The organism is Streptomyces sp. CNZ287 (assembly GCF_007827615.1).
Genome location: NZ_VISV01000009.1, coordinates 160,866 through 175,238, shown reverse-complemented (window position 1 = coordinate 175,238; position 14,373 = coordinate 160,866). Strand labels below are relative to the sequence as shown.

Annotated in this window: 13 protein-coding genes; 4 read left to right on the top strand and 9 right to left on the bottom strand. The window is 74.1% G+C overall.

What is annotated here, in order from left to right; all coding sequences use genetic code 11:
* Positions 1-6: 6 nt before the first annotated feature.
* From FB457_RS18365 to FB457_RS18340, 6 genes are all read right to left on the bottom strand, one after another.
* Positions 7-744: a hypothetical protein gene (locus tag FB457_RS18365; RefSeq protein WP_486589062.1), complete on the bottom strand. Its 738-nt coding sequence runs from the start codon at positions 742-744 to the stop codon at positions 7-9.
* Positions 741-1,586, bottom strand: coding sequence for a carbohydrate ABC transporter permease (locus tag FB457_RS18360; protein ID WP_047019136.1), 846 nt, complete (start codon positions 1,584-1,586; stop codon positions 741-743). Before FB457_RS18360 ends, FB457_RS18365 begins: the two co-directional genes overlap by 4 nt.
* Positions 1,583-2,527 carry a carbohydrate ABC transporter permease gene (locus FB457_RS18355; RefSeq protein ID WP_145782432.1) on the bottom strand — a complete coding sequence of 315 codons (945 nt, stop codon included), beginning with the start codon at positions 2,525-2,527 and terminating at the stop codon, positions 1,583-1,585. Before FB457_RS18355 ends, FB457_RS18360 begins: the two co-directional genes overlap by 4 nt.
* Positions 2,524-3,810: an ABC transporter substrate-binding protein gene (locus tag FB457_RS18350; protein WP_486589061.1), complete on the bottom strand. Its 1,287-nt coding sequence runs from the start codon at positions 3,808-3,810 to the stop codon at positions 2,524-2,526. Before FB457_RS18350 ends, FB457_RS18355 begins: the two co-directional genes overlap by 4 nt.
* A 325-nt stretch (positions 3,811-4,135) precedes the next feature.
* On the bottom strand, positions 4,136-6,640 hold the full coding sequence (locus FB457_RS18345; protein WP_047019134.1) for a GH116 family glycosyl-hydrolase: 2,505 nt from the start codon (positions 6,638-6,640) through the stop codon (positions 4,136-4,138).
* A 194-nt stretch (positions 6,641-6,834) separates the two neighbouring features.
* Positions 6,835-7,833 (bottom strand): HAMP domain-containing sensor histidine kinase, encoded by a 999-nt coding sequence (locus FB457_RS18340; protein WP_047019133.1) that lies wholly within the window; start codon positions 7,831-7,833, stop codon positions 6,835-6,837.
* A 38-nt stretch (positions 7,834-7,871) separates the two neighbouring features.
* On the opposite strand from FB457_RS18340, the gene FB457_RS18335 reads away from it, so the two are divergent.
* Positions 7,872-8,114, top strand: a complete 243-nt coding sequence (locus FB457_RS18335) for a hypothetical protein (RefSeq protein WP_164492608.1) — start codon at positions 7,872-7,874, stop codon at positions 8,112-8,114.
* Positions 8,115-8,153: 39 nt separating this feature from the next.
* Here FB457_RS18335 and FB457_RS18330 read toward each other — a convergent pair whose 3' ends face one another.
* Positions 8,154-8,765 carry a TetR/AcrR family transcriptional regulator gene (locus FB457_RS18330; RefSeq protein WP_047019132.1) on the bottom strand — a complete coding sequence of 204 codons (612 nt, stop codon included), beginning with the start codon at positions 8,763-8,765 and terminating at the stop codon, positions 8,154-8,156.
* A gap of 90 nt (positions 8,766-8,855) precedes the next feature.
* Here FB457_RS18330 and FB457_RS18325 point away from each other — a divergent pair, with 90 nt between their 5' ends.
* Positions 8,856-10,265: an MFS transporter gene (locus FB457_RS18325; protein WP_047019131.1), complete on the top strand. Its 1,410-nt coding sequence runs from the start codon at positions 8,856-8,858 to the stop codon at positions 10,263-10,265.
* A 152-nt stretch (positions 10,266-10,417) separates the two neighbouring features.
* On the opposite strand, the gene FB457_RS18320 is transcribed toward FB457_RS18325, so the two are convergent.
* Positions 10,418-11,083, bottom strand: coding sequence for a response regulator (locus FB457_RS18320; RefSeq protein WP_047019130.1), 666 nt, complete (start codon positions 11,081-11,083; stop codon positions 10,418-10,420).
* Between the two features lie 271 nt (positions 11,084-11,354).
* Here FB457_RS18320 and FB457_RS18315 point away from each other — a divergent pair, with 271 nt between their 5' ends.
* Positions 11,355-11,828 carry a cation:proton antiporter regulatory subunit gene (locus FB457_RS18315; protein ID WP_047019129.1) on the top strand — a complete coding sequence of 158 codons (474 nt, stop codon included), beginning with the start codon at positions 11,355-11,357 and terminating at the stop codon, positions 11,826-11,828.
* Positions 11,829-11,832: 4 nt separating this feature from the next.
* Positions 11,833-13,194, top strand: coding sequence for a cation:proton antiporter (locus FB457_RS18310; protein WP_047019128.1), 1,362 nt, complete (start codon positions 11,833-11,835; stop codon positions 13,192-13,194).
* On the opposite strand, the gene FB457_RS18305 is transcribed toward FB457_RS18310, so the two are convergent.
* Positions 13,134-14,354: a PP2C family protein-serine/threonine phosphatase gene (locus FB457_RS18305; RefSeq protein ID WP_047019127.1), complete on the bottom strand. Its 1,221-nt coding sequence runs from the start codon at positions 14,352-14,354 to the stop codon at positions 13,134-13,136. The two genes, FB457_RS18310 and FB457_RS18305, sit on opposite strands and share 61 nt — an antisense overlap.
* Between the last annotated feature and the right edge of the window lie 19 nt (positions 14,355-14,373).

Genomic DNA, 14,373 nt, shown 5'->3' with positions numbered 1-14,373 from the left:
CGCGCGTCAGCCCCGCCCCGGCTCCCCTCCCCCGGCGCCGGCCGCGTCGTGCCGCACCAGGGCCGTCGCCGTCGCGGCGGCAGCGACGAGCGCCACCAGCGGCGGGACGAGGAGCAGCAGCGAGGCCGTCCAGCGCAGCGAGGCCGCGAGGCCGAGCAGCGCCAGCGACGGGGCGGCGAGGAACCGCGTCGGGTGGCGGGCGACGAGGTGCACCGCGCAGATCCACAGCAGCCGGCCGCGCAGCCCCGGGCGGGCGGCGCCGAGCGACAGCGCGGCCGGCAGGGCGAGTAACCCGGCCACGGCACACGCGCCGCCGGCCGCCAGCGACGGCAGCAGCCACGGGCCCCGCGTCTGCTGCCACAGATCCAGCGTGGCCAGGAACGCCGCCGCCGGCACGGCGGGCACCAGGGCCTGCGCCGGGCCGAACCGCCACAGCGCGCGCAGCCCGCGCCACCAGTCCCGGATCCCGGCCTCGCCGGCCGCGGCGATCCGGTCGGCCGCGGCGCCGAGCGCGGCCAGCCAGGGGCCGGTGAGCACGGCGGCAACGAGGACGGAGACGGGCGTGACGCCCGGCGCGAGGAGCACGGCGAGGGTGCCGGCGGCGCAGACCGCCGCGCCCGCGACGGCCAGCGCGGGCAGACTCGGCCAGGCGCCGCGCAGCACGCGCCGCAGCGCCTCGTTCTCGGTGTCGGACGCGCCCGGCACGGCGCCTGTCCGCGGGAGCGCCGTCGTGTGCCCGCTCATCCGCGCAGTCCCGCCTGCGCGATGCTCGCCACGAACGAGCGCTGGAAGACCAGGAACAGCGCCAGCACCGGCACCACCACCGCCGTGATCGCCGCGAACACCACCACCGGCGAACCGCCGTGGCTGGCCTGGAGGGTGACGAGGCCCACCGGCAGCGTCATGTTCTCCGGGGTGCTGAGGAAGATCAGCGGGCCGAGGTAGTTGTTCCAGACGGCCTGGAACGTCAGGATCGCCATCGCCGCGAGCGCGGGGCCCGACAGCGGCACGATGATCCGGAAGAGGATCCACAGATGCCCGGCGCCGTCGATGCGCGCGGCCTCGTCCAGTTCGCGCGGGATGGTGTTGAAGTACTGCCGGAAGAAGAAGATCGAGAAGACGTTGATCAGCGCGGGCAGCCACAGCGCGGGCAGCGAGTCGATGAGGCCGAGGTTGCGCATGAGCACGAAGACGGGGATGACCGTCATCTGCGCCGGGATCATCAGCGCGCTCAGCAGCACGAGGAAGATCCCGTCCCGGCCGCGGAAGGTGAGCCGGGAGAAGGCGTACGCGGCGAGCACGCTGACCAGCAGCGAGCCGACGGTGGCGATCACCGCGACCTGGAGACTGTTGAGTGCCATCCGGCCGAACGGGATGGCGTCCGGCACGGCGGCGAAGTTGTCGGTGGTGAAGGGCTTGGGGATCCAGGTGGGCGGCAGCTCGAAGGCCGCCTCCTCCGCCGTGAGGCTCTGCACGACGAGCCAGACCAGCGGGGCGATCATGACGAGCCCGACGGCGACCAGGAGGAGTTCGAGGAGCAGAGGGGCCGGGCGTACGCGCCGGCGGCTGCGGATCCGTACGGTCACTGCTGGTGCACCCACTTCCGCGAGCCCCAGAACTGCAGCAGCGTGACGGCCATCATGATCACGAAGACCAGGATGGACACGGCCGCGGCGTAGCCGATCTGGAAGGACTGGAAGCCCTTCTGGTAGAGGTACATGACGATGGTGATGGTCGAGTTCTCCGGCCCGCCGTCGGGCGTGATGATCTGCACGGGGTCGAAGATCTGGAACGCCCCGATGAAGGTGACGACGGCGGCGAAGAAGATCGTCGGGGACATCATCGGCAGGGTCACCCGCCAGAAGACCTGGTGCGGCCGGGCGCCGTCCACGCGTGCCGCCTCGTGGAGTTCGCGCGGAACGGTCTGCAGCCCGGCGAGCATGATGACGAAGGTGAAGCCGATGGTGTGCCAGAAGTCGATCGCGATGATGGCGGGCAGCGCCCACGCCGGGTCGGTGAACCACTCGGGCGGCTCGACGCCGATCTCGCCGGCGTAGTGCGTGACGAGCCCGAACGTCGGGTCGAGCACGTACTTCCAGAGCAGCGCGACCGCGGCCCAGGAGATGACGAACGGGAAGAACAGCGTGGTGCGGACGAAGTACGAAAGCGCCCTGCTCATCATCCGGTTGACGCCCATGGCGAGCAGCAGCCCGCCGCCGAGATGGGTGAGGACGGAGGCGAAGGCGAAGACGAACGTGTTGGCCAGCGCCTCGTAGAGCAGCGGGTCGGAGAACATCTCGGTGAAGTTGCCGACGCCGTTGAACTCGGCGGGGGTGAGCATGTCCCAACTGAAGAAGGCCAGCACGATGGCGACGGCGAACGGCCCGGCCACGAAGGCGAGGAAGAGCAGCAGCGCCGGGCTGAGGAACGCGTACCCGACCCACTCGCCGCGCCGGAACCGGCCGCCGCCGCGCCCCGCCGGGCGCGGGGCGGCGGCCCGCTCGGGCCGTACCTGGGTCAGGGTCACAGCAGCCCGCTGAGCTTGTCGTTCGCGCTGCCCAGGGCCTCGGCGGCGGGCTGGTTGCCGAGGATGGCCGCCTGCCAGCCCTGGGTGATGGCGGCCTGGGCCTCCGCGCCGCGCTCGGGCGACGGGATGGGCGTGCCGTAGCCGAGGGCGGCGGGCAGGTTCTCGGTGCCGGCCGGGGCGTCGTCGGTGAACGCCGGTCCTGCGGCGACCGAGTTGCGGGCGGGGATGTTGGTGCCGCCGGCGGAGGCGTAGAAGGTGGACGCCTTCTTCGACATCATCCACGTGAGGAACTCCCAGGCGGCGTCCTTGTTCCTGGAGGCGCGCAGGATCGGCCAGCCGTCCCAGCCGACGGTGGCGCCGGCCTGGGCGTTGCTCGGCCAGGGCACGATGCGCACGGAGTCGGTGAGCCCCAGCCGGCGCATGTCGAGCGTGGCCCACCGGCCGGCGCCGAAGGCGGCGAGCTTGCCCTTCCGGAGCTGGCCCGCGGCGTTGAAGTTGCCGCCCGGCTTGGGCGAGAGTCCCGCGTCGATGAGGCTCTTGACGTACTCGGCGGCCTCGACGGCCGCGGGGCTGTCGAACGTCGCCTCGTCCCAGGCGGCGTTGTGGGTGCTGGCACCGTTGGTGAGCAGCCACGGCATGATGTCGAGGAAGGGGAACGCGAAGCCGGCGGGCAGCAGGAACGCGCCGGTCTTCGCCTTGATGCGCTCGCCTGCGGCACGGAAGTCGTCCCAGGTCCACTCGGCCTCGGGCAGGTCGACGCCGGCGTCGGCGAAGACCTTGGTGTTGCAGTACAGGACCGAGGTGTTGTAGCCGCCGGGTATGTAGTACGTCTTGCCGTCGGTGGAGCCGTAGGTCTCGGTCCACTCCCTCAGCTTGGGGTCGGTGTCGGAGAAGTAGTCCTCGACGATCTTCTTGTCCCGGTCCAGGTACGGGTCGAGGGGTTCCAGGAGGTCCTTGGAGGCGAAGAGCCGCTGGCCCTCGGTGGCGACCTGGACGATGTCGGGGACTTTGCCGCCGGCGATCTGGGTGGAGACGGTGTTGGCGAAGTTGCCCCAGGTCTCGGCGGCGATGCCGCGGGCCTTGATCTTCACCTTCGGCTTGGACTTGTTGAACTCGGCGAAGAGCGCGTTGAACGCCTCCTGCTGGGTGGCGTCGCCCAGATACACGAGGTCGAGCGAGGACGAGTCCCCCGACGCCGACCCCCCGCACGCCGCCAGGCTCCCCGCGGCGGGCGCGGCGAGCGCCGCCGCGCCCAGTGACCGCAGCACCTGACGGCGCGACATTCCTCCCGGTCCGACCCAACCCATTGCGGCTCCTCTCGCTGGTCCTGCGCCGGTTTTCGGCAGCGCGGACTTTTCGGCATGTACGGGCAGAACAGGGCGTGAAATCGATTTCTTACCTGATGGCCAGCCATGGAAGCAGCGCGTCACCGCGGGGGTCAAGAGGCGTGCACGCGCAATCGCCGTACGGCTGCCGCGGGTGCGGCCGTCCGGGACGGTACGGGGCGGACTTCCGTGCCGTACGCGGGCGGTTTGCCCCTCCGTGCGGACCGGGAGCCCTCTGCCCGTACGAGCCGGGCGCCCCGGTCCGTACGGGCCGGGACCCCCGCTACGCGGGCGGCGGCGCGGCGGCCTCCCCCGCGCCCGCGGCCGCGGCGCGCAGCCGTACCGTGAGCGGCCCTCCGCTCCCCTCCGCCACCGACTCCCACACCGCCTCAGCCGCGGCCCCTTCCGGGCCCGCGGTGACGCGCACGGTCCCCACGTGCCCCCCGGCGACGACCGGCCAGCGGCCCGGCAGCGGGTCGAGTTCGACGGTCCCGGCGCCGGCGTCCACGACGGTCCGCGGCCACGCGTGCGCCAGCCCGAACGAGGCCATGGAGCGCACGTAGTGGTTGCCGCACTCCACCTCGTTGAACGGATTGCGCACCCGGCCGTCGTAGCGGTCCCTGACGTCCGCCACCACGTGCTCCGCCGCCTCCCGGTCGCCCTGCGCGGCGAGCCCGAGGGCCGCGGTGTACTCCACGCCCGTCCACACCTCGTTGCAGTACGGAAACGGTCGCGTCGGCCGGCCGCCGTGTGGATACGTGCAGTTCAGCAGCCCGTGCTCGTCGCCGAGCGCGAAGGTGCGCAGGTGGTTCATGTGCGAGTGGAACTCCCCGCGGTGGTTGTGCCGCAGCACGCTGCGCAGCGCGGTCCTGGTGTGCGCGGCGTCGAGCCGGTCGTCGAGGCCGCAGAGCACGGCGTACGTGTGGCCGGCGAGCTGGTCGCCCATGCAGCCGGGGCCGATCTGCAGGTCCGGGTCGACGAGGTCGTCGGAGCCGACGTCGGGGTTGTCGCCGTCGTAGCGGATGCGCAGCCCGTCGGCGATGTTGTCCGCGGAGCCGGCGGGCAGCACCTTCTGCTCGTAGTACGCGCCGTTGAACAGCTCCGCGTCCGTCCTGGCCGCGCCGCCGGCCAGCACCTCCGCACAGGTGGCGGCGAAGGCGTGGTCGCCGAGGGCCCGCGCCATCCGCTCGCAGGCGGCGAGTGCGGCCAGGTACCAGGACTGGTTGACGCCGCTCGGCCCGTAGTACTCGACGTCGCTGGTGCTGTGCTGGCAGCCCTCCATCAGCCCGTCGCGGTCCGCGTCCCAGCCGAGCGGGATCCAGGCGAACTCGAGCGCCCGGCGCGCACCCGGCCAGAGCGCCGCCAGCAGGTCGTCGCGCCCGGTCAGCCGCCAGGTGCGGTAGAGCCGGACGAGGGCGCCCATCTGCCCGTCGGCGGCGGCGATCCGCCAGCCGGTACCCTCGCGGTCCAGCGGCAGCCCGGCGCGGAAGCTCATCATGCCGCGCCCGTCCAGCGCGTGCGCGAACTCGACCTCGCGCATCGTCCAGGCCAGGTCGGGGAAGAGCTGCTCCAGCGCGTACTGGTAGTTCCACACGTGCGTGCAACTGCCGTGGCAGCTCCCGTGGTCGGGGTTGCCGCCCTCCCAGGCCAGGAAGGTGCCGTCGGCGATGCGGAAGCAGGTCTGCGTCTTCAGCACGGCGGCGTTGGAGAGCACGGCGTCCTGGACGGCGGGCGGCAGGCTGGAGGTCGTGACGGCCTCGACGTAGGCGCGGGTGCGGCGCTCGTGGTCCGGCAGCCGGGGCGCGATCCTGCGGACCACGTCGGCGGCGTCGGTGTAGCGGGTGGCGTAGTGGTTGCCGACGGTGTCGGCGCTGTGGCCGTAGTCCGGCGGGCCCTGGAAGCGGTGGCTCCAGCCGCGGCGGTTCGGGAAGTGCCAGGCGAGGACGAAGGTGAACTCCCGCTCGGCGCCCGCCGGGAGGCGGTCGGAGACCACGAGGGATCCGGTGGGCACGCGGGCGCCCTCGGCGGGCTCGGCCAGCCGGCCGTCGGCGGCGAAGTCGTCCCAGAAGTCCAGCAGCGAGTCGCCCCAGGAGCGGCGCGCCCAGGTCAGCCGGTGGCTGGTGACGGGGCCTTCGAGGGCGGCGAGCGCCAGCGTGCCCCAGCTCTCGTCGCCCTCGGCGACCTCGGTGGTGTGGCCGGACAGCACGGTGGCGCCGTCGAGTTCGACGAGGCGGAAGGCGTTGCCCGCGGGCAGGCCGCCGGTGGGGCGGCGGCCCGCGACATGCTGGAGATTGCCGCAGACGTCGACGGCCAGCTCCCCGGCGCCGGTGTTGCGGACCGTCACCCGGTAGACGAGGGCGGGGACGCCGCTGGCGTCGGCGTCGCCGGGGACGAGCGGGTTGAAGACCCGTACGGTGGCCGCGACCGGCAGCTCCGGGTCGGTGAGCCGCACCTGGCCGAAGGGGTAGGCGGCGGCGAACTCGCCCTCGCGGAAGCGGGGCAGGCCGTGCAGCGCGGACGGGCTGCCGCCGTGGCCCGCGTACTCGCCGGGGAGCAGCGCCGATTCGAGGACGCGGGTGAAGGACCCGGCGGCGCCTTCGGCGCGCAGGCAGAAGAACGAGTCGGGGGTGAAGCCCTTGGCGGGTCGGTTGAACAGCTCCCAGTCGAGCAGTTGGCCGCGCCCGCCGAAGCCGATGGAGCCGGTGCCGATACCGCCGACCGGCATGGCGATGCGGGCGAGCCGGTCGCCTCGGTAGCGGCGTACCACCGGCCAGGGGGTGTCGTGCATGGTTCCTCGTTTCCTCGGGTGCCGGTGCGGACGCCCGGGACGTACGCCCCCGTGTGCGCGGCGTACGTCCCCCGGGCGCCCGCTGGTAGGGGACCGTATCCGAAATCGATTTCATCCGGCAGATGCCGTACAGGGGTGATCGTGGTCCGATACGAGGGGACCGGGGCCGGAACGGGGTGGCCGGTTCCGCTCGGCTACCGCCTCACCGCGGACGGGTCCCGGCCGCCGTCCGGCGCCTCCGCGCGGGGGCGGCCACCGGCCGGGACGGTGAGCACCACCTGCGTGCCGCCGCCCGGGGCGCGCGTGACGTCCAGCGCCGCGCCGACCAGCAGGGCCCGCTCGCGCATGCCGCGGATCCCGGCGCCCTCGCGGGTGGCCCCCACCCCGCGGCCGTCGTCCGCGACCCGCAGCTCCACCGCGGCCCCGGTGCGCACGAGGCTCAGCTCCACCCGGTCCGCGGCGGCGTGCCGGACGACGTTCGTCAGCGCCGCCTGCGCGACGCGGTAGAGCACCAGCTCGACGTCCGGGTCCAGCGCCGGCAGCTCCGCATCGAGGCGCCGTTCCACCCGCATCCCGGTGTGCCCCGCGAGGTCCGTGCCCAGCGCGGTCAGCGCGCTGACCAGGCCCAGGTCCTCCAGCACCCCGGGGCGCAGCCGGCGGGCCAGCCTGCGCACCTCCTCCAGGCTCTCCCTGGTGGTCTCCTGTGCCCGCCGCAGGTCCTCGCGGAGCGAATCGGGCGCGCGCTCGGCGGCGCGCTTCAGCTCCAGCAGCACGGTGGTCATGCTCTGCCCGACCTCGTCGTGGAGTTCCTGCGCGATACGGCGCCGCTCGGCCTCCTGCGCCGACAGCGCGCGCCCGGTGCTGGCGGCGCGCTCGGCCTCCAGCCGGTCGAGCATGGCGTTGAAGGTGCTGATGAGGTCGGCGACGTCGCCGGTGCCCGGCACGGTGAGCCGCTGGCCGGGGCGGAGCAGGTCGACGGTGGTCATCAGCCCGGTGAGGCGTTCGAGCGGGGCGAGCCCGACGCGCAGCAGCGCGGCGTTGGCGACGAGCATGACGCCCATGCCCGCCACCAGGACCACGGCCTCGGCGAGCAGGACCGACGCGGAGACGGTCACGGGCGCCAGCATCAGCACGCCCGCGGCCGTGCCGAGCACCAGGGCGTTGAGCCCGAAGATCCGCCAGAACAGGGACACGGGGCGGGGCCTCCTCGGTTCGTACGGTGCGTACCACTATGTGCGATCGGCGGGCGGCGGCCGGGGGCGGGCCGGGCGCGGGAGGGGTTCACGCGGGCCGGGCGCTGGCGGTGCAGGAGCGGCACGCGGACGGGCGGACGTACGCGCCCGAGGACGCGGACCCGTACCAGGGCCGGGAGGAGTGGGTGGCGATGCACGCGGGCTGGGCGTATCTGACGCGCCGGCTGGTGCACCAGGACGCGGTGGAGATCACGAACAGGGCGTACCCGGACGGAAGCTGAGCCCGCGGCCCGTCCCCGCCTGACCGTACGGACCGCGGGCTAGGAACCGGGCGGCGTCGCCAGCACCGCCAGCACCGACTTCGTGACCACGTCGGAGACCTCGTCCGGCGCCATCTCCAGCCGGCCGGCGCGGACCTCCTCCGCGGCGCCGTGCAGGATGTGCTGCACGACGCCGACGAGCCAGGCGGTCGGCATGTCGGTGCGGAAGACGCCCTGGTCCCGGCCGCGGCGGACGAGTTCGCCGACGCGCGCCGCCGGACCCTCGTGCAGCTCCCGCACCCGGCCCGCGGGCAGCACGCCCTGGGCGGCGGTCAGCAGCGCCGCGGACTCGGCGACCAGGGCCCAGCTCGACACCAGCAGCCGGCGCATCGCCTCGTACGCGTCGCCCGCCAGATCCACCGCCGCCAGCGTCCTGTCGCCGTCCTCCACCGCGTCCCTCAGCGCCGCGTCGACCAGGTCGGCGCGGGTCTTGAAGTGCCCGTAGAGCGTCATCCGCCCCACGCCCGCGGCCTTGGCGATGTCGTCGGTGGTCGCGGCGGGATCGGAGCGCAACTCCTCCCGGGCGGCGGCGACGATGCGGGCGATGCTGCGCTCGGCGTCGGCCCGGCGGCGCGGGCGCGCGGCGGCCCGGGGGCGGGGGGAGGCGGCCATGCGGGCCAGCTTAACTCGTACGGGAATGTTTACGTTACAGTCCTCCGTTAGAACTCGTACGTCAACGTACGAGATACCAGGAGGGCACTGATGACTTCGCACGGGGTCGGGCACACGACCAAGGAAGGGCGGCATCCCGCCCGCTGGCGCATCCTCGGCTTCCTCGGGGTCGCCCAGCTCATGCTGATCCTCGACGTCACGGTGGTGGCCATCGCGCTGCCGCACATCGGGGCCGACCTCGGGCTCGGCCGCGCGGCGCTGACCTGGACGGTCAGCGCGTACACGCTGACGTTCGGCGGGCTGATGCTGCTCGGCGGGCGGATCGCCGACCTGATCGGCCCCAAGCGCGTCGTCCTCGCCGGGCTGCTGGTCTTCACCGCGGCGTCCCTGACCACCGGGCTCGCCGAGTCCGGCGGCATGCTCGTCGGCGGGCGCATCGCGCAGGGCGTCGGCGCGGCGCTGCTGTCGCCCGCGGCGCTCTCGCTCGTGGTCACGCTCTTCGAAGGCGAGGAGCGCAACAAGGCCCTGGGCATCTGGTCCGCGCTCGGCGGCGGCGGGGCGGCGCTCGGCGTCCTCCTCGGCGGGCTGCTCACCGCGGGCCCGGGCTGGCCGTGGGTCTTCTACGTCAACGTGCCCATCGGGCTCGTCATCGTCGCCGTGCTCGCCGTGCTGCTGCCGAACCGGCCCGCGCCCGCGGAGCGGTCGCGGGTGGACCTGCTCGGCGCGGCGCTGGTGACCGCCTCGACGGCGACGCTGATCTACGGGCTCATCGACGCCGGCGAACGCGGCTGGCTCACCGCCCGCACCGGCGGGCTCGTCCTGCTCGCGGCCGTCGGCTACCTGCTGTTCACCGTCTGGCAGCGGCGCGCCCGCAGCCCGCTGATGGACGTGCGGCTGCTGGCCCGGCGGCCGGTGGCCACGGGCGCGTTCCTCATCCTGATGGCGACGGCGCTGATGGTGGCCGTGTTCTTCCTGGGCACCTTCTACTACCAGCACGCCCGCGGCTACGGGGCGCTGCACACCGGGCTGCTCTTCCTGCCCGTCGCGTTCGCGGCGATGGTGGGGGCGGACCTGACGGGGCGGCTGATCGGCCGGACGGGCGCGCGGGCGCCCGCCATCGCCGCGCTGACCGCGGCGGCGGCCGGACTCGCGGTGCCCGCGGTCTCGATGCGGCCGGTGACGGTCGCGATCGGGGTGACGGTCGCGGCGCTGGGCACGGGCGCGATGTTCGTGGTCGCCTCGGCCACGGCGCTGGGGCAGGTGGCGCCGCACGAGGCGGGGATCGCCTCCGGCATCGTGAGCACGTTCCACGAGTTCGGCGCCTCGCTGGGCGCCGCGGTGGTCTCCAGCGTGGCGGCGGCGAGCCTCGTCGGCAGCACGCTGGAGGGGTTCACGGAGGCGTTCACGGTGGCGGCCGTCGCGGCGGCGGTGTCGGCGGCGGTCGCGGGGGCGCTGACCCCGGCACGGACGGCACCGGCGGCCGCGGAGCCGGCGGCCTGAGCGGCCACCGGGACGGCGGTTGAGCGGGCCGCCGGAGAACAGGGGGCGGCGGGGTGCGGCCACGGGCCGTACCCCGCCGGTCTCCCGGCCGGGGCACGCGGGCCGGGCGGTCCACTGCCCCGGCCGCGACCCGGTCCGCGCCCGGTGCGGCGTCAGGGCTCGATCAGGCCCGCGCGGATCGCGTACCGGGTCAGCTCCAGGCGGTCGCGCAGGCCCAGCTTCTGCAGCAGGTTGGCCCGGTGCCGCTCCACCGTCCTGGCGCTGATGACCAGCAGGTCGCCGATCTCCTTCGAGGTGTGCCCCTCGGCGACGAGCTTGAGGATCTCCTCCTCCCGCTCCGTGATCGGCCGGGCCGGCAGCGGATCGCCCTGCCGGGCGCGGTCGAGGTAGCGGCGGACGAGGGCCGTCTCGGCGCCCGGGTAGATGAACGGCTCGTCGCGCAGCGCGGCCCGGCACGCCTCGACGAGGTCCCGGTCCGCGACGGACTTCGGCACGTAGCCGGCGGCACCGGCCTTCAGCGACTCGAAGAAGTACTGCTCGTTGTCGTGCATCGTCAGGATGAGTATCCGCAGCCCCGGCCGTACGCGGCAAAGCTCGCGCGCCGCCTGGAGTCCGGTCAGCCGGGGCATCGCGACGTCCAGGATCGCCAGGTCCACGGCCACCGCCGGGTCCCGGGCGAGCGCCACGGCCTCGGCGCCGTCGCCCGCCTCTGCGGCGACGGTCAGGTCGGGTTCGGCGTCCAGGATGAGCCGGATCCCGCGGCGTACGAGGGCGTGGTCGTCGGCGAGCAGGACGCGGGCCTTGACCGCTCGGTTCATTCGCGGGTTCCCCGGGGACGGTGGACGCAGCGGGCGGGACCGGGCCTGACCGGGGCTGCGACCGGCGGAGACGACGACTGTCCCGGCACTGATGGTGGCCCGCCACGGGCCGGGCTGTCCATCCGTGCTGACACCCATGTTCCCGCCGTACGGCGGGATGGCACGATATCTGCTGCGCCGCGCGGGGGATCGGCTGCCCGCATCCCAGGGGCCGCGGACACGCGACATTCAGCGGACGTCGGAAAGGGGACGGGCCGTGCCTGCTCCAAGGATGAGCACCACGCCACTGCCGGGCATCGGCGTGAAGTACGACCTCACCACTCGTGCGCAGAAGAAGCACCTGTCGGTGATCGCGCACCGGGACGGCACCCGGTCGATCAACGTCTACCGCTCCGACGACCCGGACGCCTGCATGCAGTCGCTGCATCTGAACGGCGCCGAGACGGCGGCGCTCATCGACGCGCTCACGCCCTCGCACCACAGCCCGAACCTGCTGCACACCACCGACCTGGGGCTGGTCGCCGAGCGCGTCGAGCTGTCGGCGACGTCGTACTGGAACGGCCGGGTGCTGGGCGAGACGCGGGTCCGCACCGAGACGGGCGCGTCGATCGTGGCCGTGCTGCGGCGCGCGGAGGCCATCCCCTCCCCCGCCCCCGACTTCCGGTTCGCCGGCGGCGACACGCTCATCGTGATCGGCACCCGCGAAGGCATCGAGGCGGCCGCGGCGCTGCTCGGGCGGGAGTGAGCGCTTGCACTCCTACGCGGTTTTCCTCATCGAGTTCGGCGCGATCATCCTCGGACTCGGTCTGCTCGGGCGGTTCGCGGGCCGCTTCCAGTTCTCCCCCATCCCGCTGTACCTGCTGGCCGGGCTCGCCTTCGGCGAGGGCGGGCTGCTGCCGCTGGGCGCCAGCGAGGACTTCGTGGCGATCGGCGCCGAGATCGGTGTCATCCTGCTGCTGCTCATGCTGGGCCTGGAGTACACGGCCAGCGACCTGGTCTCGAACCTCAAGACCCAGTACCCGGCCGGCCTCGTCGACTTCACGTTCAACGCCCTGCCGGGCGCGATCATGGCGCTGCTGCTCGGCTGGGGCGGCGTCGCCGCCGTGGTGCTGGCCGGCGTCACCTGGATCTCCTCCTCCGGCGTCATCGCCAAGGTCCTCGGCGACCTCGGCCGGCTCGGTAACCGCGAGACGCCGGTCATCCTCAGCGTGCTGGTCCTGGAGGACCTGGCGATGGCGGTGTACCTGCCGATCGTCACCGCGCTGGTCGCCGGCGTCGGCATCGCGCAGGGCAGCGCCACGCTGGCCATCGCCCTCGGGGCGGCGGGCGCGGTGCTCTTCATCGCCGTCCGCTACGGGCGGCTGATCTCCCGCTTCGTCTCCAGCGACGACCCCGAGAAGCTGCTGCTCGTCGTCCTGGGGCTCACGCTGCTTGTCGCCGGGTTCGCGCAGCAGCTCCAGGTGTCGGCGGCGGTGGGCGCGTTCCTGGTGGGCATCGCCCTGTCGGGCGAGGTCGCGGAGGGCGCGCACAACCTGCTCAGTCCGCTGCGGGACCTCTTCGCCGCGGTGTTCTTCGTCTTCTTCGGCCTGCACACCGACCCGCAGTCGATCCCGCCGGTGATCCTGCCGGCGCTGGCGCTGGCGGTCGTGACGGCGCTGACGAAGATCGCGACGGGACACTGGGCGGCGAAACGCGCCGGCATCTCGGAGAAGGGCCGCTGGCGGGCGGGCGGCACGCTCGTCGCGCGCGGCGAATTCTCCATCGTCATCGCCGGGATCGCGGTCACCGCCGGGGTCGAGCCGGAGCTGGGGCCGCTGGCGACGGCGTACGTGCTGGTGCTGGTGATCGTCGGACCGCTCGCGGCGCGGTACACGGAGCCGGTCGCGCTGCGGGTGACGGCGTGGCGCGAGGAACGGCAGGCGGAGCGCGCGGCGCCGGCGGCGGAGCACGCGGCGGCCCCCGTCGAGGCGGCGGACGCGCGGGCCGGCTCCCCGGGTGACGAGGAGGGGCACGCGGAGGCCGGTGCGGCCGAGGTGCCGCGGCTGCCGGCTCAGCGGGGCGAGACGGCCCCGGTGGAGGACGAGCGTTCGCCGGGCAGCGGCGGCGTGTAGCGCAGCAGGACGAGCGCGGAGTCGTCGTCGAGTTCGCCGCCGCAGTAGACGCGCATGTCGGCGTTGAGCGCGGCGAGCACCTCGGCGGGCGGGTCGTGAGGGCCCAGACAGCCGGCGTAGCGCGGGGTCAGCGGGTAGAACTCGCCGGCGGCGTTGCGGGCCTCCAGGACGCCGTCGGTGACGAGGAGCAGTTCGTCGCCGGGGACGAGGATCAGTTCGGTGGTCCGCGCGGAGGCGCTGTCGGGGGTGGCGAGGGGGTCGATGGCGGGGTCGGCGGCGGAGACGACGCCGGCGTCGCCGGGGCCGCCGCTTGCCCCGGCGGCCCCGTACCCGCCGTCCGCGCGGTCCTCGGGGGCGGGGTCCCGCAGCAGCCCGAGGCCGATCGGGGGGTGCGCGGCGACGGGCGCCTCGCGCACCTCGCCCGCGACGTTGCGGACCAGGGGCGGGGGGTGCCCGTACGACAGGAGCGTGCAGCGGCCGCCCGTGGTGACCTCCACCAGCAGCACGGTGACGAAGTCCTCCGGACCCGCCTCGCGCAGCACGCTGTGCTCCATCCGGCGGCCGATCAGCGGCAGATCCCGCTCGTCGTGCCCGACGGCCCGGAAGACGCCGAGCGCGCCGCCGGCGATGCGGACGGCGGGCAGCCCCTTGCCGCGTACGTCGCCGATCACGGCACGCAGCCCGGAGCCGGTGCCCACGACGTCGTAGAGGTCGCCGCCGACCTGCGCGTCGTGCGCCGCGGACGCGTAGGTCGCGGCGACCTCGAAGGGCCCCACGCGGCGGGGCGGCACCGGCAGCAGCGCCCGCTGCGCCACGTCCGCGATCCGCTGCGCCCGCGCGAGCCGCCTCTCGCGGTCGACACGCACCGCCTGGAGGACGAGCCCGAGCCCGGTGGCGCCGACGACGGCGATGAACCGGGCGAAGAACCGGGCCTGCCCGGCGTCGTGGTTGTACCAGCTCAGCAGGGCGGCCAGCACCACCCCGAGCGCCCCGGCGGCCACGACGGCCCGCCGCCCGCCGTTCACCGCGACCAGCACGGGGAGGATGGAGAAGAGGGCGCCGAGCGACTGCCCCCGGGCGGTCACCAGGTCGGCGAACGTGATGACGACGAAGAGCGCCGCCACGAACCACCGGGACGAAACGAACGCGGCGACGGACATCTCCCCAGCATGCGCGGCG